Below are 18,458 nucleotides of genomic sequence, written 5' to 3' on the forward strand. Positions count from 1 at the left end.
GGACGCTCGCCCCGCCTTCGGGGGAATTCGGTCAGTCGGCGCCCGTCGCGATCGGTCGCGACGGATCGGAAATCCAGCCGCTCCACGAACCGGTGAATAGGCGCGCGCCGCGCAGGCCCGCGCGTTCCATCGCCAACAGGTGATGGCACGCGGTGACGCCCGAGCCGCACATCACCATCGCGCGATCGGGCGGCGTGCCGTCGAGCAATGCGCGGAATTCGTCGGCGAGTTGCGACGGCGATTTGAACTTGCCGTCGACGAGGTTCGTGGCGAACGGGCGATTGATCGCACCGGGCACGTGGCCGGCGACGCGGTCGAGCATTTCGTTCTCGCCGCGGAAGCGATCCGCCGCGCGCGCATCGATCAGCGCGTCGCCGGCGTCGAGGCGTTCGCGCACCTGGTCCGCATCGAGCAGGCGCGACTCGTCGAACTTGCCGTGGTAGCGCGTGGTGATCGGCTTGCGCGTCGCGGTGTCGACGGGCAAACCGAGCGCGGTCCATCGGTTCCACCCGCCGTCGAGCACCGCGACCTTCTCGTGGCCGAGCATGCGCATCAGGAACCAGAAGCGCGCCGCGTGCGCGCCGTCGCCATCGTCGTACACGATCACCTGGTCGTCGGGCCCGATGCCCCATTCGCCGAGCTTCTGCGTGAACGTCGCCGCATCCGGCCACGGGTGGCGGCCCGCGCCGGTGCGCTTCATGTCGGAGAGGTCGCGATCCAGGTGCGCGTACACCGCGCCCGGGATGTGGCCGACGAGGAAGGCGCTTTCGCCGGCGCCCGGATTGACGATCGTGAAGCGGGCATCGACGACCTTCAGGTCGGGCCTGCCCAGCGCGATCGAGAGGGTCTCCGCCTGCACGAGGGTGTTCCAGCCGGCCATCCTGTCCTCCGAGTCGGGCCTGGGGCCCGAGTGTCCTATGGTGTGCCGCTCGCGGCGGCGATGCGTTCGCGCAGGTTGTACAGGATCGACGCGGTCGCGCCCCAGATCCGCTGTCGCGGGTTACCCCTATCCACGAATTCCAGCACGGTGCGCGGCCGCCCGCCGGGGATCGGGCGCCCGAGGATGGTGTCGACCTGCGATGCGTTGAGGTTTGCCGGGTCGAGGAGGTAGGCGAGCGGAACCTCGAAGACTTCCGCCACTTCGCCCGGATCGGGCTGCGGCACGAACTCCGGGTCGACCATCGCCACCAGCGGCAACACGCGGAAGCCGGTGATCGTGCACAACGGATCGAGGAAGCCGATCGGCGCGGCCTGCGATGCGACCAGGCCGATCTCCTCGTGGCTTTCGCGCAGCGCGGCATCGATCGCGTCGCGGTCGCCCGGTTCGACGCGACCGCCGGGGAAACTCACCTGGCCCGCGTGATGGCGCAGCGCATCGGTGCGCCGCGTGAGCAACACCTGCCAGCCCTCGACTCGCGTGACGAGACCGACCAGCACCGCGGCTTCGCGCAACGGTGCATCGGGCAACAGGCCATCGAGGTCGGCGTGGTTCCAGCCGGGCCCGGTCGGCGGCGCATCCACCGGATGCAGCACCGCGCGCAGGTGCATCAGGTCGACGCCGCCGGTCATTGTTCGGCGAGCGACTCACGCATCGGCAGCACGACTTCCATCATGCGCAGGCGTTCGTCGTCGCTCATCTGGCCCCAGCGCGCGATCTCCGCGGTCGTGCGGCGACAACCAAGGCAAAGCACGCCTTGTTCGTCGAGCCGGCACACACCGACGCAGGGAGAGAGGACGGGGCGGAACGTGGGGGAATACATCGGTGTGGAGTCTTGCAGGAATGCGTGCGCCGAAAAAGAGAACGCCGGCGCGGGGCCGGCGTTCTCGATGTTGCGTGATCGCGATGGGTGGATCGCGATTACTTGACGTTGACGAGCTTGACGTCGAACACGACCGCGACATTCGGCGGGAACGGGCTGCGCGGATCGGCGCCGAAACCCTGGTCCGGCGGGAGCACGATCTCCCACTTCGAACCGGCCGGCATCTGCTGCAGCGCTTCGCGCATGCCGCGCATCTCGACTTCGCTCATCTTGATGCCCGTCAGCTTCTCGGCGGCCGGGGCCGTGGCGGGACGCTGGTTCAGGCCGAACGGACCGGCGACTTCGAGGTCGACGGTGCTGGCGGTGGTGGGCTTGGCGCCCGAGCCCGCTTCGATGACGCGGTACTGCACGCCGCTCGGCAGGGTCTTCACGCCGGCCTTGGCCTTGTTGGCGGCCAGGAACTGGTCGGACTTCGCCTTGTTGTCGGTCGAAAGCTTGTCGAAGTCAGACTTGGCCTTGTCCATCTTGGCCTTCTGGCGCTTCTGCATGGCTTCGACGGCCGGGGCCAGGTCCTTCTCGGCGACGGTCGGCGGCTTCTTGGCGTAGGCGTCCTGCAGGGCCTTGTAGACCACCGCGAGGTCGACCTGCTCGCCGCTCGCAGCGAGATCGCTGCCGAAGCGGTAGCCGAAGTAGTAACTGAGCTTGCCCTTCTCGCTCGTGGTGTCCTGGGCGTGGGCGAAACCCATCGCCAGGGTCAGGGCCGCGACGGACGCGGCAAGCAGACGCAACTTCATTCGGAACACACCTCTTGGAATGGGATTGCCCGACCGTCTGTCCCGGAAGGGCGCGCTAGGATAACGGCGGGGGCGCTGAATCGCCACTGACGACCGCAGCCCTCCGACCGCGCTTCGCCAGCGAAGTTCCAACCCCCCGACGAGCGCCTCCTACAGCCGGTTACGCACTGCCGGTTTCGCCCCCATACAGAGCCCGAATAGCATGTCAGACCCCGTCCTGCTCACCGCCGATCGCGGCGCCGTGCGCGTGATCACCGTCAATCGCCCCGACAAGCTGAACGCCTTGAACGCGGCCACGCTCGATGCGTTGCATGCAGCCTTCCGAGAAGCGGCCGCAGACCCCGCCGTGCGCGTGGTCGTGCTCACCGGCAGCGGCCCCAAGGCGTTCGTCGCCGGCGCCGACATCGCCGAGATGAACGGGCTCACGCCCGTCGAAGGCCGCGACTTCTCGCAGCGCGGCACGCGCATGATGCGCTTCGTCGAAACGATGCCGAAGCCCGTGATCGCGATGGTCAACGGCTTCGCGCTCGGCGGCGGTCTCGAACTCGCGATGTGCTGCCACCTGCGCATCGCCTCCGACACCGCGAAGGTCGGCCAGCCCGAGATCAACCTCGGCCTGATCCCCGGCTTCGGCGGCACGCAGCGCCTGCTGCGCCTCGCCGGTCGCGCGGCGACGCTCGAACTCTGCCTCGCCGGCGCGCCGATCGACGCCGCACGCGCGATGCAGCTGGGCATCGTCAATCGCGTCGTGCCCGCCGCCGAACTCGAAGCGCAGACGATGGCGCTCGCGGAACAACTCGCCAACGCCGCCCCGCTCGCACTGCGCGGCATCCTCGACTGCATCAACGTTGGCGGCGAGTGCGGCATCGAGGAAGGCCTGGAATACGAGAGCGCGCAGTTCGGCCTGATGTTCTCCACGCAGGACATGCGCGAAGGCACGACCGCGTTCCTCGAACGCCGCAAGCCGTCGTTCGCCGGAAAGTGATGATGCAAGCGGGGACGCAACCCTGCCCCGCCTGTGCGTGCGCGTCGCCGGAAGGCGACGCCGCGCATCGCATCAACGCGGCGTTGCGCGACGACGACCTCGATCGCGCGATCGACCTCGGCCTGCTCGACGACATCGCGTGCAGCACATGCGCACCCGCTTGCCGCGAAGCGCTCGCACACGCGCGCGACGACCGACGCCGCGCCCTGGCCGCGCGCGAGCGCCATCGCGATCGCGCGCTGCGCCTCGCACGCCTGCAACGCGAGCGCGATGCGAAGCGCGCCCCCGTGCAGGCGCCGACCGGCGCGCCCGCGCTTCCGCCCGCCGCGGCCGCCGCGCTCGAACGCGCGAAGGCGCGCGCCGCGCAACGCAAGCCGGAGTAGCGCGTGCCCGTCGCGAAGAAGGCGACGCGTCGGCGTCGCAGCAAACTCACCCGCGCGCAGATCGCCGAGCTGTTCGGTCGCCTGCGCGAGCTCAACCCGAAACCAACGACCGAACTCGAGTACTCGACCCCGTTCGAACTCCTCGTCGCGGTCGTGCTCTCCGCGCAGGCGACCGACGTCGGCGTGAACAAGGCCACGCGCAAGCTGTTCCCCGTCGCCAACACGCCGCAGGCGATCGCGAAGCTCGGCGTCGAAAAGCTCAAGCGCTACATTTCGACGATCGGCCTGTTCAACGCGAAGGCCGCCAACGTGATTGCCCTGAGCGAACAGTTGCTCGCGGAACACGACGGTCAGGTGCCGCGCACGCGCGAAGCGCTCGAAGCGCTGCCCGGCGTCGGCCGCAAGACCGCGAACGTCGTGCTCAACACCGCGTTCGGCGAACCGACGATGGCGGTCGACACGCACATCTTCCGCGTCGCCAACCGTACCGGCCTGGCGCCCGGCAAGGATGTCCGCGAAGTCGAAGACAACCTCGTGCACGTGGTGCCCGCCGAATTCCTGCACGACGCGCACCACTGGTTGATCCTGCACGGCCGCTACACCTGCATCGCGCGCAAGCCGCGTTGCCCCGCCTGCCCGATTCGGGATCTGTGCCGATATCCGCACAAGACGGTCGATGACGACGTGTGACCAGCCGTCTTCGCAATGTCATGCGGACGAAACTTGTCACAATAACGAAAGATTCACGCCCTAACCTGCGCGGCGTTCGCCCACTACCGCCCAAAAGGGCCTTGCCATGAACCTCACCCGCAGCACCCTGACTCTCGCGCTGCTCGGCGCGATCGGCTATCTCGCCGCCCCGGCCGCGCACGCGCAGGTCGCCATCGACGTGATCGGCGATTCGGAAGTCACCTTCGAAGGCCTCGTGCAGGCCGACTCGTACTGGTACGACGAAGACTTCGCCGAACTGAGCGCCGACGGTCCCGACGGCAGCGATGCCGACTACGAAATGCGCCGCGCCGAACTCGTGCTCAAGGGCAAGGGCCCGGGCAACATCGAGTGGGTCACCGGCTACGACGCGAAGGCCGACAAGTGGCTCGACGTCAACGTCAAGTACAAGATCAGCGGCAACGCCAACCACTTCTTCCAGGTCGGCCAGTACAAGCAGCTGAACTCGCTCGAAGAACTGTCGTCGACGAAGAACAACGATTTCATCTCCAAGGCCGCCGTCACCAACACCTTCGGCGTCGCGCGCCGCCTCGGCGCGATGTACCAGTACGGCGACAACAACTGGGCGATCGCGGCCAGCTACTTCACGCGTGAACTGACCGAACATCCGGCGCCGACGCCGCACGGCCCGGGTTGGGGCCTGCGCGGTTACTGGGCCCCGGTGAATTCCGGCGGCAACATTTTCCACATCGGCGCGTCGTACAACGACTACGACACGTTCGCCGACACGCAGCGCTGGCGCATCCGCCCGCAGGCCGACCTGTCGAACCGCATCGTCGACACCGGCGACATGAAGAACACCGACCGCGTGCAGACGTGGGGCCTGGAATCGTTCTACGTGCACGGCCCGTTCAAGATCCAGGGCGAGTACATGTCGTCCGACACCGAGCGCTACGGCACGACCGCCACCAACTTCAGCGGCTCGGCCGGCTACATCTCGGGCCTCTGGAACATCACCGGCGAAACCTGGGGCTACAAGGGCGGCACGCCGACCACCGGCCTGCCGACGGATCCGTCGAAGGGCATGTGGCAGCTGGGCCTGCGCTACGACACGGCCGACCTCAACGACGGCACGATCGTCCCGCGCGAAGGCCAGAGCCCGCGCATCCTCGGCGCGCTCGGCGGCGAGATGGATGCCTGGACGCTCGGCGTGAACTGGTACTGGCGCTCGAACTTCAAGTTCATGCTGAACTACGTGATGGTCGACAGCTCGAAGTACATCGGCACCACCAGCGCGACGTACGCGAACGACCCGATCAACAACGGCGTCGCCTTCAACCGCGTCGTGGACGACAACCCCAACATCCTCGAAGCGCGCCTCCAGTTCTACTGGTAAGCCGCACGGGAAAAACGGATTGGCCCCCCGGAGGGCGCGATCGCAAGATCGCGCCCTCTCCTTTTGTTTCGACGGCGACGGGGGGAATGGGGGCGCGGGTGTTTGAACGACGGCATGGCGCGTGCACGCCTATGTACCCCCGCCGGTCCTGGCAAGCGCCATCCATGGCCAGCCAAAGACCGTGCGCAAAACCCTCCTGGTTTTGCTCGGGGGTACATAGGCGTGCACGCGCCGTGCCTCACCTCCCCTCCCGCGCCCCCATTCCTCCCACCGTTCGAAGCGAACGGCAACGGCGAACAGCGAAAAGCTGGTGTTGCGCTTTTGACTTGGAAAGGTTGGAGAAGCGCAGGTAACGATGCGGGAGTGAGGAGGGGTGTGCATGCGTGGATGGCCCGTAGAGCACGGCCAGGATGGCCGTGCGCCCGGTCTTTGGCTGGCCATGGATGGTCTTGCCAGGACCGGCGGAGGGCCATGCACGCATGCACACCCCTCCGCCCTTCTACTCCGCGCGATACCTGCGCTTTCCAACCGTGTCACGCGAGTGTCATACGCCGAACATCGGAGTGTCACGCAACCGTTATGCAATGCACGCATCCGGGCCGCGTTGCGCCCGTGCACATCCCTCCAGGAGACACCCGTGTCCTACTTCGCTCCGCTCCGCACCACCGCGCTGTCGCTGGCGCTCGTCCTTGCCGGCGGTTTCGCCGCGTCCGCCCATGCCGCCGACGTGACCGGCGCGGGCGCGTCGTTCGTGTATCCCATCATGTCGAAGTGGTCGGCCGACTACGCCGCCGCGTCGCAGAAGAAGGTCAACTACCAGTCGATCGGTTCGGGCGGCGGCATTGCGCAGATCAAGGCCGGCACCGTCGACTTCGGTTCGTCGGACGCGCCGCTGAAGCCGGAAGAACTCGCGAAGTTCGGCCTGGCGCAGTTCCCCTCGGTGCTTGGCGGCGTCGTGCCGGTGATCAACCTGCCGGGCGTGCAGGCCGGTGCGATGAAGCTCGACGGTCCGCTGCTGGCCGACATCTTCCTCGGCAAGGTCAAGATGTGGAACGACCCGCGCATCGCCGAACTCAACGGCGGCATCAAGCTGCCGGCGAAGAAGATCACGATCGTGCACCGCTCCGACGGTTCGGGCACCACGTTCAACTTCGTCAACTTCCTCTCCAAGGTCAGCCCGGAGTGGAAGTCGTCGGTCGGCGAAGGCACCGCCGTGAAGTGGCCGACCGGCATCGGCGGCAAGGGCAACGAAGGCGTCGCCGCATACGTCAAGCAGATCCAGGGCGGCATCGGCTACGTCGAGATGTCCTACGCGCTGCAGAACAAGATGACCTACTCGCGCATGAAGAACGCCGCGGGCAACTTCGTCATGCCGAGCAACGACAGCTTCCAGGCCGCCGCCGCGAGCGCCGAATGGGCCAACGCGAAGGACTTCTACCTGGTGATGACGAACGCGCCGGGCGAGCAGTCCTGGCCGATCACCGCAACCAACTTCATCCTCATGTACAAGCAGCCGAAGAACGCCGAAGGCGCGAAGAACGCGAAGCAGTTCTTCGAGTGGGCGTACGCGAACGGCGACGCCGCGGCGACGAAGCTCGACTACGTCCCGCTGCCCGACGCGCTCGTGCAGCAGATCGAAGCCTACTGGCAGCAGAACCTGAAGTACTGATCGCATCCCCACCCCTCCCCGGGGACGATCACCGGAACGCGGGCCGCAAGCCCGCGTTCTTTTTGCCCGGACATTTGAAACCTCCGGCCCTGTCATTTGCGTGTCACGGAACTGCCACACGCTATCGCCATGAACTCCACCGTCCTCCCTTCGCAACCCATCACCGACGATCGTTCCTCGCGCGACGTGCGCAACGACCGCACCTTCGCGTGGGTCGTCGGTACGGCCGGCGTGTTCGTGCTCGTCTCGCTCGTCGCCGCCGCGCTGTCGATGTTGTGGGGCGGCCGTCTCGCGTTCGAGAAGTTCGGCCTGGAGTTCCTGTGGACCGACGCGTGGGATCCGGTCAACCAGGTGTTCGGCGCGCTCGTGCCGATCTACGGCACCGTCGTCACCGCGATCCTCGCGATGATCATCGCCGTGCCGGTCAGCTTCGGCATTGCGATGTTCCTCACCGAGATCGCGCCGAAGTGGTTGCGCGGCCCGGTCGGCGCGGCGATCGAACTGCTCGCCGGCATTCCTTCGATCATCTACGGCATGTGGGGCTTGTTCGTGCTCGTCCCCGTGCTCTCCGAACACGTGTATCCGTGGGTCGACGAACACATGGGCCAGTGGCCGATCGTCGGCCAGTTCTTCGCCGGTCCGCCGCTGGGCCTCGGCATGGGCACCGCGGGCCTGGTGCTCGCGATCATGGTCATTCCCTTCATCGCATCGGTGATGCGCGAAGTGTTCCTCACCGTGCCGGGGCGTTTGAAGGAATCGGCGTATGCGCTGGGTTCGACGCGCTGGGAAGTGGTGTGGGACGTGGTGCTGCCCTACACGCGCTCGGCGGTGATCGGCGGCATCTTCCTCGGCCTCGGCCGCGCGCTCGGCGAAACGATGGCAGTGACCTTCGTGCTCGGCAACGCGCATGAACTCACCACGTCGCTGCTGATGCCGGGCAACTCGATCGCGGCGACCATCGCCAACGAATTCGCCGAAGCCGATTCGGAGATGTACCGCTCCTCGCTGATCGCACTCGGCTTCGTCCTCTTCCTCGTGACCTTCACCGTGTTGACCATCGCCCGCCTGATGCTCCGCCAGCTTTCGCGCAAGGAAGGCAACTGATGCTCTCCACCGACGCGCTCTACAACATGCGCCGCGCGACGAACGTGTTCGCGCAGGTGCTCGCCACGCTGGCGACGCTGTTCGGCCTGTTCTGGCTCGCGTGGATCGTCTACACGACGCTGACCAATGGCTTGGCGGCGCTCGATCTCGACCTCTTCACCAAGATGACGCCGCCCCCCGGCGACGACGGCGGCATGCTCAACGCGATCTTCGGCAGCATCGCGATGAGCCTGCTCGGCGTGTTGTTCGGTGCGCCGATCGGCGTGCTCGCCGGCACGTATCTCGCGGAGTTCGCCCGCACCCGCTGGACCGCGGGCCTCGGCGAAACGATCCGCTTCGTCAACGACATCCTGCTGTCGGCGCCGTCGATCGTGCTCGGCCTGTTCGTGTACACGCTCGTGGTCGCGCCGATGGGCCACTTCTCCGCGTTCGCCGGTGCGGTCGCGCTGGCCTTCATCGTGTTGCCGGTCGTCGTGCGCACGACGGACGAGATGCTGCGCCTGGTGCCCGCGCAGATGCGCGAAGCCGCGCTCTCGCTCGGCGTGCCGCAGTGGAAGGTCACGATGCAGGTGCTCTATCGCGCCTCGTTGCCCGGCATCGTCACCGGCATCCTGCTCGCGCTGGCCCGCATTTCCGGCGAAACCGCGCCGCTGTTGTTTACCGCACTCAACAACCAGTACTGGACGACCGACCTGTCGCAGCCGATGGCGAACGTGCCGGTGGTGATCTTCCAGTACGCGATGAGCCCGTTCGAAGCCTGGCACACGCTCGCCTGGGCCGGCGCCTTCGTGCTCACCCTGTTCGTCCTCCTCATCTCGCTGGCGGCACGCGCCATCGTCGCCAGGTCGCGCATCGTCCACGACTGATCCCATGACCGTTTTCCAGAAGACACCTGCCATGAATGACGCCCGCATCGCCGTCGCAACGCCCATGCGCGACACCGGCAACGCCATGGACGCACCGATCAAGCTCGCCGCGCGCGGGTTGAACTTCCATTACGACAAGTTCCATGCGGTGAAGAACATCCACCTCGACGTCCCCGAGCGCCGCGTCACCGCGCTGATCGGACCGTCGGGCTGCGGCAAGTCGACGCTGCTGCGCGTGTTCAACCGCATCTACGCGCTGTACCCCAGGCAGGTCGCCTCCGGCGAAGTGTTGCTCGACGGGCAGAACGTGCTGGATCCGAAGTACCCGCTCAACCGCCTGCGCAGCAAGGTCGGCATGGTGTTCCAGAAGCCGGTCCCGTTCCCGATGACGATCTTCGAGAACGTCGCCTATGGCATCCGCCACCACGAACGCCTGTCGAAGTCCGACATGGACGCGCGCGTGGAAGAAGCGCTGCGCCAGGCCGCGCTGTGGGACGAAGTGAAGGACAAGCTCAAGCAGAGCGCGCTGGGCCTCTCCGGCGGCCAGCAGCAGCGCCTGTGCATCGCGCGCGCCGTGGCCCTGCGTCCCGACGTGCTGCTGCTCGACGAACCGACCTCCGCGCTCGACCCGATCTCCACCAGCCGCATCGAGCAGCTGGTCGAGGAACTCAAGCAGCGCTACACGATCGTCATCGTCACCCACAACATGCAGCAGGCCGCGCGCGTGTCCGACTACACCGCCTTCATGTACCTGGGCGACCTGGTCGAACACGACACGACCGAAACCATCTTCTCCAATCCCTCGAAGCAGCAGACCGAGGACTACATCACGGGGCGCTTCGGCTAATGGCAACCACGACCATGCACGACCACATCGTCAAGAGCTACGACGAAGAACAGCATCGCCTGCTCGAGGAGATCCTGCGCATGGGCGCGATCGCCGCGTCGCAGCTCGAAGCCGCGCTCGACGTGGTGGAACGCCGCGACGACAAGGCCGCCGAGCGCATCATCGCCAACGACGAAGCGATCGACGCACTCGAACGCGAGGTCGACCACGGCGTGATGAAGCTCGCCCTGCGCGGCCCGCTCGCGCGCGACCTGCGCACGATCCTCGCCGCGCTCAAGGTCGCCGCGGACCTCGAACGCATCGGCGACTACGCCGCCAACGTCGCCAAGCGTTCGACCGCGCTGAACCTGTCGCCGCCGCTGCCGCACACGCGCGGCCTCGACGCACTCGGCCGCCTCGCACTGGAACAGGTGCGCGACGTCCTCGTCGCCTACCGCGACAACGACGCCGACCTCGCCCAGCGCGTGCGCGCCCGCGACGCCGAACTCGACACGCTCTACACCGGCCTTTTCCGCGAACTGCTGACCTACATGATGGAAGACGCGCGCGCGATCACCCCGTGCACGCACCTGCTGTTCATGGCCAAGAACCTCGAACGCATCGGCGACCACGCGACCAACATCGCGGAGAACGTCTGGTTCCTGGTGCATGGCGAGGACCAGCTGCCGCCTCGCGAGAAGCGGGATGCGACGAATAGTGCGTGAAACGAACAGCGGGAAACGGGAAACGAAGAGCGGGAAACGGGAGGTTGGCGCTGCTTCGGCCGGTGGGCTTTCGGCCGAAGTGAAGACTGATTTCCCGTTTCCCGCTTCTTGTTTCCCGTTTCCCCGCCTTGGAGCCTGCATCCCCCCCCCCCCCCCCCCCGTATCTCCGCCCGGAAGCCCCACTCAGGCATCATTGCCCCGCTTCCACCCCCTGCGGCCACGCCGCGTCATGGAGATGCGTATGTCCAGCAAGATGAAATCCCCCCTCGTCCTCGGCGCCGCGCTCGCGGGCGGCCTCGTGCTGACGGGTTCGTCGTTCGCGATGCATCCGCTCGCTTCCGGTTACATGGCATCCGCCTCGGCCGTGGCCGAGGGCTCGTGCGGCGCGGAGCACAAGGACAAGATGGCCGCCGAACAGAAGACCGCGGCCGGCGACGAGAAGATGAAGTCCGAAGGCAAGTGCGGCATGGACCACATGGACGCCGACAAGGACGGCAAGATCACCAAGGCCGAGTACACCGCGGCGCACGCGGACGGCGGCGGGAACTTCGACGGCCACGACGCCAACAAGGACGGCGTGCTCACCGCCGATGAGCTCAAGGAACACATGGGCGGCGCCAGCGAGACCTGATCGCCCGATGCAACGTCCCCTCGCCGACGCCAGCGCGGGACTCGGCCTGCGGCGCGCCCTCCTGGGCGCGCTGCAGGACGCACCATCGGGCGCGTTCGATTTCCTCGAATGCGCACCGGAAAACTGGATCGGCGTCGGCGGACGCCTGGGCGATGCGTTCGACTCGCTCGCTGCGCGCCATCCGATCACGTGCCACGGGTTGTCGCTGTCGCTCGGCGGACCCGCGGCGCTCGACGTCGCGTTCGTCGATCGCGTCGGTGCGTTTCTCGATCGCCATGCGGTCGGCAGTTACAGCGAACACTTGAGTTATTGCAGCGACGACGGGCAGCTCTACGACCTGCTGCCGATTCCATTTACCGTTGAGGCCGTGCGCCATGTGTCCGACCGCATCAAGGCGGTGCAGGATCGGCTCGGCCGCCGCATCGCGATCGAGAACGTCAGTTACTACGCAGCGCCGAACCGTGCGCTCGACGAGGCGGACTTCGTCAACGCCGTGCTCGATGCGGCCGACTGCGACCTGCTGCTCGACGTCAACAACGTCTACGTCAACGCGATCAACCACGGTTACGACGCACGCGCGTTCCTCGCGCAAATGCCGAGTGCGCGCGTCGCGCAGTACCACATCGCCGGCCACTTCGACGAAACCGACGACCTGAAGATCGACACGCACGGCGCGCCGGTGAAGGACGACGTGTGGGCGCTGCTCGACCATGCGTACGTACTGCACGGCGTGCGACCCACGTTGCTCGAACGTGACTTCAACTTCCCGCCGTTCGACGTGTTGCTGGGCGAAGTCGAACGCATCCGCGAAGTGCAGCGCCGCCATGTCTGACACGTTGCGCGACCAGCAATTCGCATTCACTGCGCACCTGCGCGACCCGGTGCACCACGCCGCGCCCACGGGCATCGAAGAACGGCGCCTCGCGGTGTATCGCGATCTGCTGTTCAACAGCCTCGAAGGCTTGCTCGCCTCCAAATTCCCGGTGATCAAGCAGACGCTCGGCGAAGAAGCGTGGCGCGACCTCGTGCGCGCGTTCTACGCGACGCATCGGTGCGCGACGCCGTTGTTCACCGAAGTCGGCGCCGAGTTCGTCGATTACCTCGGTGCGCCGTCATTACCGCGCACGCGTGAATCCTGGCCCGCGTGGCTCCCCGAACTCGCGCACTACGAATACCTCGAACTTGCCGTCTCGATCTCCGACGACCCGCTCCCCGCACACGACCCCGACGGTGACCTCCTCGACGGCACACCGCTGCTCTCCCCGCACGCCCGCCCCGTCGCCTACGCCTGGCCCGTCCACCGCATCGGCCCCGACCACCAACCCGACGCGCCACCGGACCATCCGACCCTCCTGCTGGTCCGCCGCGATCCCGCGGGCGACGTCCACTTCTCCGAACTCTCGCCGCTGACCTTCCGCCTCCTCCAACTGCTGGAAGCGGCGGACGCCACCGGCCGCGAAGTCCTCGAAACCCTGGCCGACGAAGCGGCCGCACCGGACCGCGCCGCCTTCCTCCGCGACGGCGCCCGACAGTTCCAGCAGCTGCGCCTCGATGCCGTCCTCCTCGGAACCGCACCGCGCTGCTAGGCTGTCGCGATGACGCAGGCCGAAACCCCGACCGTCGCCGCGAGCGACGCGCCGCTTTTCAAACGCATGAACGAACGCTTCCGCGGGTACCTGCCCGTGGTCGTCGACGTGGAAACCGGCGGATTCGACTGGCAGAAGCACGCGCTGCTCGAACTCGCGGTCGTGCCGATCGACCTCGACGAACAAGGCCGCTACATCCCCGGCGAAGGCGCGAGCGCGCACTTCATTCCCGCGCCCGGCCTGGACATCGATCCGAAGTCGCTGGAGATCACCGGCATCGTGCTCGACCATCCCTTCCGCCTCGCCAAGCACGAGAAGGAAGGCCTCGACCACGTCTTCGCCGCGGTGCGCGCCGCCGTGCGCAAGCACAACTGCCAGCGCGCGATCCTCGTCGGCCACAACGCGCACTTCGACCTCAACTTCCTCAACGCCGCGGTCGCGCGCACGCAACACAAGCGCAATCCGTTCCATCCCTTCAGCGTGTTCGACACGGTGACGCTGGGCGGCGTGGCGTTCGGACAAACCGTGCTCGCCCGCGCCGTGCAGGCCGCGGGCATGGACTGGAACAGCGAAGAAGCGCACTCCGCCGTGTACGACGCGGAGAAGACGGCGGCGTTGTTCTGCAAGGTGGCGAACGCGTGGAGCGATCGCTTCGCGACGCCGGCGTTGCCCGGCACGCAGGCGTAACCGTTACGGCGAAGCGAGCTTCAACCCGACGATACCCGCGATGATCAGCCCGAGGCTGACGAGTCGCCCCGCGTTCGACGGTTCACCGAGCAACACGATCCCGAGGATCGCCGTGCCGACGGCGCCGACACCGACCCACACCGCGTAAGCCGTGCCGACCGGCAGCGACTTCATCGCGATGCCGAGCAAGCCGAGGCTGATCACCATGGACACGAGGGTGCCCACCGTGGGCCACAACTTCGTGAAGCCGTCGGTGTACTTCAGGCCGATGGCCCAACCGATCTCGAACAGACCCGCGAGGACAAGCACGATCCAGGGCATGACACGCTCCCATTGCGATTGGGGCCGTCCCCGGATGCGAATGGAGCGGTGGGGTCGTCCCCACTTCCCGTGATGGACGGGCAGTTTACTACGCGATGCGCTGCCGCACCGCTTCGAACAACGCAACGCCGGTGGCGACCGACACGTTGAGGCTCTCGAACTCGCCCGGCATCGGGATGCGCACCAGCTGGTCGCAATGCTCGCGCGTCAAACGACGCAGCCCGTCGGCTTCACCGCCTAGCACGAGCGCGACGTTGCCCTTGAGGTCGATCGAATACAGCGACGCATCGGCTTCGCCCGCGAGCCCGTAGATCCACACGCCCTGCTGCTGCAGGTCGCGCAGGCAGCGCGCGAGATTGGTGACGCGCACGACGGGAATGCTGTCGGCCGCGCCCGCGGAGGTCTTGCGCACGGTGGCGTTGACCTGCACCGCCTTGTCCTTCGGGATCACGACCGCGGTGACCGCGGCAGCGGCGGCGCTGCGCAGGCATGCGCCGAGGTTGTGCGGATCCTGCACGCCGTCGAGGACCAGCACGAGGGCCTTGCCTTCGGCGGCTTCGACGAGGCCGGCGAGTTCGTCTTCGTCCCAGGTCTTCGCCGCGGCATAGCGCGCGACCGCGCCCTGGTGGCGGAGCCCGCCCGCGACGCCGTCGAGCGCGTTGGTCGCGACGCGACGGACTTCGATGCCCACCCGGCGCGCGTTGGCCTCGATCTCGGCAATGCGCGGGTTCTTGGCACCGGCCTCGAGCAGGATTTCACGCACGTGCTCGGCGTCGTGCTCGATGGCGGAGGCGACGGCGTTGATGCCGGCGATCCATTGGGCGGATTTGTTCATAGGGGGCGCATTGTGCCTGATGCGACCCGAAGCTTCCGGCTACGCCCCTTCCCTCAGCTCGTCCCGGGCGCCGAGCGCAATCTCGATCAGGCTGATCAGGTCCCGGTCGGCAAGCTCGCCAAGCTGCGCGATGAGCGGCGCGTACACGGTCTGCGGCGGGACACCAACCGCGACAACGCGATAGCTGGCGAACGTCGCCTGTTCGATGACGCAATCCTTTCCACGCAGCACGTCCATCACCCGGCCTTCGACATCGTCGTCCAGCAGGATGATGGACACGGAGACGAACCCCGATCGCTCGACGACACGAACGAACGCATGTTGACCCGGCACGCTCGTCGGCAACGCTTCCACGATGTCGTGGTACGCGACGCCTTCCGCGAAGCACGGCCCGCTCTCCAATCGGAAGTGCCCGTCCGGCAGCGCCGTCGCGTCGAGTTGCTCGACGCGAATCGGCGGAAACCCCTCGTCCTGTTCGATCCTGAAGCAAACCTTTGCGATCACGGCAGGCAGTCCTTCCCGTCGGCGGCAGTTCCAGCATTTTGCGCAGATCGTGCGATACCAACTCCTCTGCAAGTTCGGCATTCGTCTGCGATTGCGGACGAGGCTTCGCCGTGCTGACGTCTCGCGACCTTTCAGGCGACATCTGCGAATCAACACCACCGCACTGACGCCGCGCGCCGCACCCTGCACGCGCACCGAACCGCTGCAATGCCGTCCCTCCGAACGGGATGGACGCGATCGTGGCGAAAGGAAGCGCGTGGTGCGTGGCAATGTTGTCGGCGGCAGGCATCGCATGCGCCGATCCATGCGATCTCGATGTACCGCGCTTCGAGCCGACGTTGGCGACGGTCGCCACGTCGCATCCGCGAAGCACGCGCGTGCCGAGGACGATCGAAGTCGAACTGGCGGGCTTCGCCACGCGCGCCGAAGCAGCGAAATGCTTCGGCCGGCGTTATCACGAACTTCGACGCGCCGAATACATCACCGCGATCGTGCAGGTCGGCGAAGGCTGGGGCTATCTCACGCCGGGGAAAGGCGGACGCAACGTGCGCAAGGTCGCGACGGCGCCCTTGTTCGAGGCGTATCGCGCGGCGGGCTTCCGCCTGTTCGCACTCGCGCACACGCATCCTTACGGTACGCCGCACTTCTCCGACGTCGACCTGGCCGCGATGCTCAAGGCGGGCAGCGGCGAGTTCTACATGACCAACTGGCGCAACGAAACGTGGCGCATGGATGCCACGATGGTCTCCGACCAACTGGAAGCGCGCGCATGGCGGGCGAACGAACGCGGCGTGCGCAGGCTTGCGCGGCACCTGGGCTTCGAAGGTGAGCGCGTCGAGTAGCGGTGCTTACTTGCCGTAGCAGGCGAGGAACATATCGACCGCGCCTTCGGCGACCTTCTTCTGCGCTTCGTCGCCCAGCGGCGGCTGTCCCATCGAGATCTGCGGCCAGAACGCGAAGCTCTTCACCAGCCCCTGCATCTGCGTCGACGCGAACACCGGGTCGTTCGTTTTCAGGCGCCCGTCCGCGGCGGCGGCGCGGATCCAGATGGTGAGGCTTTCTTCGCGCTGGTTCATGCGCGCGACCATTTCGCGTGCGCGTTCCGGCGAATGGATGCCGGCGGCGATGGCGACGCGTGCGAGATCGAGGAAGTTGGTGTCGTCCAGCGAGCGCAGCTTCTGCATCACCAGGTCCATGAGCTGATCGCGCAGCGGGCGGTCGGCGTTGTAGACGAGCTCGCGTCCCTCGGCGCTGCGATCCCACAACTTTTCGAGGATCTGCGCGAACAGTGCTTCCTTGCTCTCGAAGTGGTTGTAGACCGTGCGCTTGGAAACCCCGGCGCGCTCGGCGACGCGATCCATGCTCGTCGCCTCGTAGCCGGCCTGGCGGAACTCGGCCACGGCGGCATCGAGGATCGCCTCGCGTTTGCGGTCGGTCAGGCGGGTCGGGGCGGGCTGCGTGTTCATGGCAAAAAAGTTTACACCAGTGGGTTTACTTTTCTGGATCAGGAACTACACTGTGTCGTGTACTTCCTGAGCCACCATTCAGCCCATGCACCGACGCACCCGGCCTTTCTCCCCCGGATTTCAATGGGTTAGGCGCGTCCTCCTCTTGTCCGGAGCCCTTCTCGTGACCGCCTGCCTGCTCTCCGCCGCCAAGACCAACCTGCCCGTCGCCGGCTATGCCAACTCCCCGCAAGCCGCGGACGGCCGCTTCCGCAACCCAGCCCCGAAGCCCGCCGATGGCCTGGCCAAGACGCTCGGGATCCTCTGGAACGTCCTTCTCAACAAGCCGAAGACCACCGTGCCGACGGCACCCATTCCCGTGGACACGCTCACGCGCGCCGAGCTCGAAGCGGCGCCCGATCGCAGCCTGTTCCGCCTCGGCCATTCGACGATGCTGATCAAACTGCGCGGCGACTTCTGGATCACCGATCCCGTGTTCGCCGAGCGCGCGTCGCCCGTGCAATGGATGGGGCCGAAGCGTTTCCACGCGCCCCCGATCGCGCTCGCAGACTTGCCGCCGCTGCGCGGCGTGCTGCTCTCGCATGACCATTACGATCATCTCGACCGCGACACGGTGCTTGCATTGGCGAAGACCACCGATGTCTTCCTCACGCCGCTCGGCGTCGGCGATCGCCTGATCGCGTGGGGCGTGGATGCATCGAAGGTCCGCCAGTTCGATTGGTGGGAAGGCACGACGATCGACGGCATCCAGTTCACCGCCACGCCGGCGCAGCACTTCTCCGGGCGCGGCGTGTTCGACGGCAACAAGACGCTGTGGGCCTCGTGGGTGATCGTCGACGGCGACACGCGCCTGTTCTTCAGCGGCGACACCGGTTACTTCGACGGGTTCAAGGAAATCGGGCGTCGCTTCGGACCGTTCGACGTGACCATGATCGAAACCGGCGCCTACGACGCGCAATGGCCGTACGTGCACATGCAGCCCGAGCACACCGTGCAGGCGCACGAAGACCTGCGTGGTCGCTGGTTGATGCCGGTGCACAACGGCACGTTCGATCTCGCGATGCACAGCTGGCACGAGCCGTTCGAACGCGTGCTCGCGTTGAGCGAAGCGCGCGGCATCCCGCTCGCGACGCCGCGCATGGGCGAACGCCTGGATCTGTCGGCGCCGCGCGTCGCGACGCGTTGGTGGCGCGATGTCGAAGCAGCGAACGCGTCGCCCGCGGTCATCGCAGTGGGTGAGCAGGGATGAGC

At 66.8% G+C, this 18,458-nt stretch carries 21 protein-coding genes and 1 pseudogene; 15 read left to right on the forward strand and 7 right to left on the reverse strand.

What is annotated here, in order from left to right:
• Positions 1 to 31: 31 nt before the first annotated feature.
• The 3 genes and pseudogenes from LK996_RS11190 to LK996_RS11205 form a co-directional block, all read right to left on the reverse strand.
• Positions 32 to 880: a sulfurtransferase gene (locus tag LK996_RS11190; protein WP_230527276.1), complete on the reverse strand. Its 849-nt coding sequence runs from the start codon at positions 878 to 880 to the stop codon at positions 32 to 34.
• 35 nt (positions 881 to 915) lie between these two features.
• Positions 916 to 1,760 (reverse strand): annotated as a pseudogene (locus LK996_RS11195) (NUDIX hydrolase).
• 98 nt (positions 1,761 to 1,858) lie between these two features.
• Positions 1,859 to 2,554 (reverse strand): FKBP-type peptidyl-prolyl cis-trans isomerase N-terminal domain-containing protein, encoded by a 696-nt coding sequence (locus LK996_RS11205; protein WP_230527279.1) that lies wholly within the window; start codon positions 2,552 to 2,554, stop codon positions 1,859 to 1,861.
• A gap of 202 nt (positions 2,555 to 2,756) precedes the next feature.
• Here LK996_RS11205 and LK996_RS11210 point away from each other — a divergent pair, with 202 nt between their 5' ends.
• From LK996_RS11210 to rnt, 13 genes are all read left to right on the forward strand, one after another.
• Positions 2,757 to 3,539 (forward strand): enoyl-CoA hydratase/isomerase family protein, encoded by a 783-nt coding sequence (locus LK996_RS11210; protein WP_230527280.1) that lies wholly within the window; start codon positions 2,757 to 2,759, stop codon positions 3,537 to 3,539.
• 2 nt (positions 3,540 to 3,541) lie between these two features.
• Complete coding sequence (locus LK996_RS11215; RefSeq protein WP_230527281.1) at positions 3,542 to 3,922, forward strand: hypothetical protein; 381 nt, start codon at positions 3,542 to 3,544, stop codon at positions 3,920 to 3,922.
• A gap of 3 nt (positions 3,923 to 3,925) precedes the next feature.
• The gene (nth, locus tag LK996_RS11220; protein ID WP_230527283.1) at positions 3,926 to 4,612 is read left to right on the forward strand and encodes an endonuclease III; all 687 of its coding nucleotides are present in this window, start codon (positions 3,926 to 3,928) and stop codon (positions 4,610 to 4,612) included.
• A 106-nt stretch (positions 4,613 to 4,718) separates the two neighbouring features.
• Entirely contained in the window at positions 4,719 to 5,987 is a 1,269-nt protein-coding gene (locus LK996_RS11225) for an OprO/OprP family phosphate-selective porin (protein ID WP_230527285.1), read from the forward strand.
• Between the two features lie 670 nt (positions 5,988 to 6,657).
• Positions 6,658 to 7,656, forward strand: a complete 999-nt coding sequence (gene pstS / locus LK996_RS11230; RefSeq protein WP_230527562.1) for a phosphate ABC transporter substrate-binding protein PstS — start codon at positions 6,658 to 6,660, stop codon at positions 7,654 to 7,656.
• A gap of 129 nt (positions 7,657 to 7,785) precedes the next feature.
• On the forward strand, positions 7,786 to 8,760 hold the full coding sequence (gene pstC, locus LK996_RS11235; protein ID WP_230527287.1) for a phosphate ABC transporter permease subunit PstC: 975 nt from the start codon (positions 7,786 to 7,788) through the stop codon (positions 8,758 to 8,760).
• Positions 8,760 to 9,626, forward strand: coding sequence for a phosphate ABC transporter permease PstA (pstA, locus tag LK996_RS11240; protein ID WP_230527288.1), 867 nt, complete (start codon positions 8,760 to 8,762; stop codon positions 9,624 to 9,626). The genes pstC and pstA overlap by 1 nt, the downstream gene beginning before the upstream one ends.
• Positions 9,627 to 9,657: 31 nt before the next feature.
• Complete coding sequence (gene pstB / locus LK996_RS11245) at positions 9,658 to 10,473, forward strand: phosphate ABC transporter ATP-binding protein PstB (RefSeq protein ID WP_230527289.1); 816 nt, start codon at positions 9,658 to 9,660, stop codon at positions 10,471 to 10,473.
• On the forward strand, positions 10,473 to 11,177 hold the full coding sequence (gene phoU, locus LK996_RS11250) for a phosphate signaling complex protein PhoU (RefSeq protein WP_230527290.1): 705 nt from the start codon (positions 10,473 to 10,475) through the stop codon (positions 11,175 to 11,177). The genes pstB and phoU overlap by 1 nt, the downstream gene beginning before the upstream one ends.
• A gap of 241 nt (positions 11,178 to 11,418) precedes the next feature.
• Positions 11,419 to 11,808 (forward strand): EF-hand domain-containing protein, encoded by a 390-nt coding sequence (locus tag LK996_RS11255; RefSeq protein WP_230527291.1) that lies wholly within the window; start codon positions 11,419 to 11,421, stop codon positions 11,806 to 11,808.
• Between the two features lie 7 nt (positions 11,809 to 11,815).
• The gene (locus LK996_RS11260; protein ID WP_230527293.1) at positions 11,816 to 12,640 is read left to right on the forward strand and encodes an HvfB family MNIO-type RiPP peptide maturase; all 825 of its coding nucleotides are present in this window, start codon (positions 11,816 to 11,818) and stop codon (positions 12,638 to 12,640) included.
• The gene (locus tag LK996_RS11265; protein ID WP_230527295.1) at positions 12,633 to 13,394 is read left to right on the forward strand and encodes an HvfC family RiPP maturation protein; all 762 of its coding nucleotides are present in this window, start codon (positions 12,633 to 12,635) and stop codon (positions 13,392 to 13,394) included. Before LK996_RS11260 ends, LK996_RS11265 begins: the two co-directional genes overlap by 8 nt.
• Before the next feature lie 9 nt (positions 13,395 to 13,403).
• Complete coding sequence (rnt, locus tag LK996_RS11270; protein ID WP_230527297.1) at positions 13,404 to 14,081, forward strand: ribonuclease T; 678 nt, start codon at positions 13,404 to 13,406, stop codon at positions 14,079 to 14,081.
• A 3-nt stretch (positions 14,082 to 14,084) separates the two neighbouring features.
• Here rnt and sugE read toward each other — a convergent pair whose 3' ends face one another.
• The 3 genes from sugE to LK996_RS11285 form a co-directional block, all read right to left on the reverse strand.
• Positions 14,085 to 14,402 (reverse strand): quaternary ammonium compound efflux SMR transporter SugE, encoded by a 318-nt coding sequence (gene sugE / locus LK996_RS11275; RefSeq protein ID WP_230527299.1) that lies wholly within the window; start codon positions 14,400 to 14,402, stop codon positions 14,085 to 14,087.
• A gap of 88 nt (positions 14,403 to 14,490) precedes the next feature.
• Positions 14,491 to 15,237 (reverse strand): 23S rRNA (guanosine(2251)-2'-O)-methyltransferase RlmB, encoded by a 747-nt coding sequence (gene rlmB, locus LK996_RS11280; RefSeq protein ID WP_230527301.1) that lies wholly within the window; start codon positions 15,235 to 15,237, stop codon positions 14,491 to 14,493.
• Positions 15,238 to 15,276: 39 nt separating this feature from the next.
• Positions 15,277 to 15,741 (reverse strand): DUF4265 domain-containing protein, encoded by a 465-nt coding sequence (locus LK996_RS11285; protein WP_230527303.1) that lies wholly within the window; start codon positions 15,739 to 15,741, stop codon positions 15,277 to 15,279.
• Positions 15,742 to 16,004: 263 nt separating this feature from the next.
• On the opposite strand from LK996_RS11285, the gene LK996_RS11290 reads away from it, so the two are divergent.
• The gene (locus LK996_RS11290) at positions 16,005 to 16,583 is read left to right on the forward strand and encodes a hypothetical protein (RefSeq protein ID WP_230527305.1); all 579 of its coding nucleotides are present in this window, start codon (positions 16,005 to 16,007) and stop codon (positions 16,581 to 16,583) included.
• Positions 16,584 to 16,589: 6 nt separating this feature from the next.
• Here LK996_RS11290 and LK996_RS11295 read toward each other — a convergent pair whose 3' ends face one another.
• Positions 16,590 to 17,207, reverse strand: a complete 618-nt coding sequence (locus LK996_RS11295; protein WP_230527307.1) for a TetR/AcrR family transcriptional regulator — start codon at positions 17,205 to 17,207, stop codon at positions 16,590 to 16,592.
• Between the two features lie 85 nt (positions 17,208 to 17,292).
• Between LK996_RS11295 and LK996_RS11300 the strand changes: the two genes are divergently transcribed.
• A complete protein-coding gene (locus LK996_RS11300; protein WP_230527309.1) occupies positions 17,293 to 18,456 on the forward strand; it encodes an MBL fold metallo-hydrolase in 1,164 nt (387 codons plus the stop codon).
• Positions 18,457 to 18,458: the final 2 nt, after the last annotated feature.

Source organism: Noviluteimonas lactosilytica (genome assembly GCF_020866925.1).
GTDB lineage: Bacteria > Pseudomonadota > Gammaproteobacteria > Xanthomonadales > Xanthomonadaceae > Noviluteimonas > Noviluteimonas lactosilytica.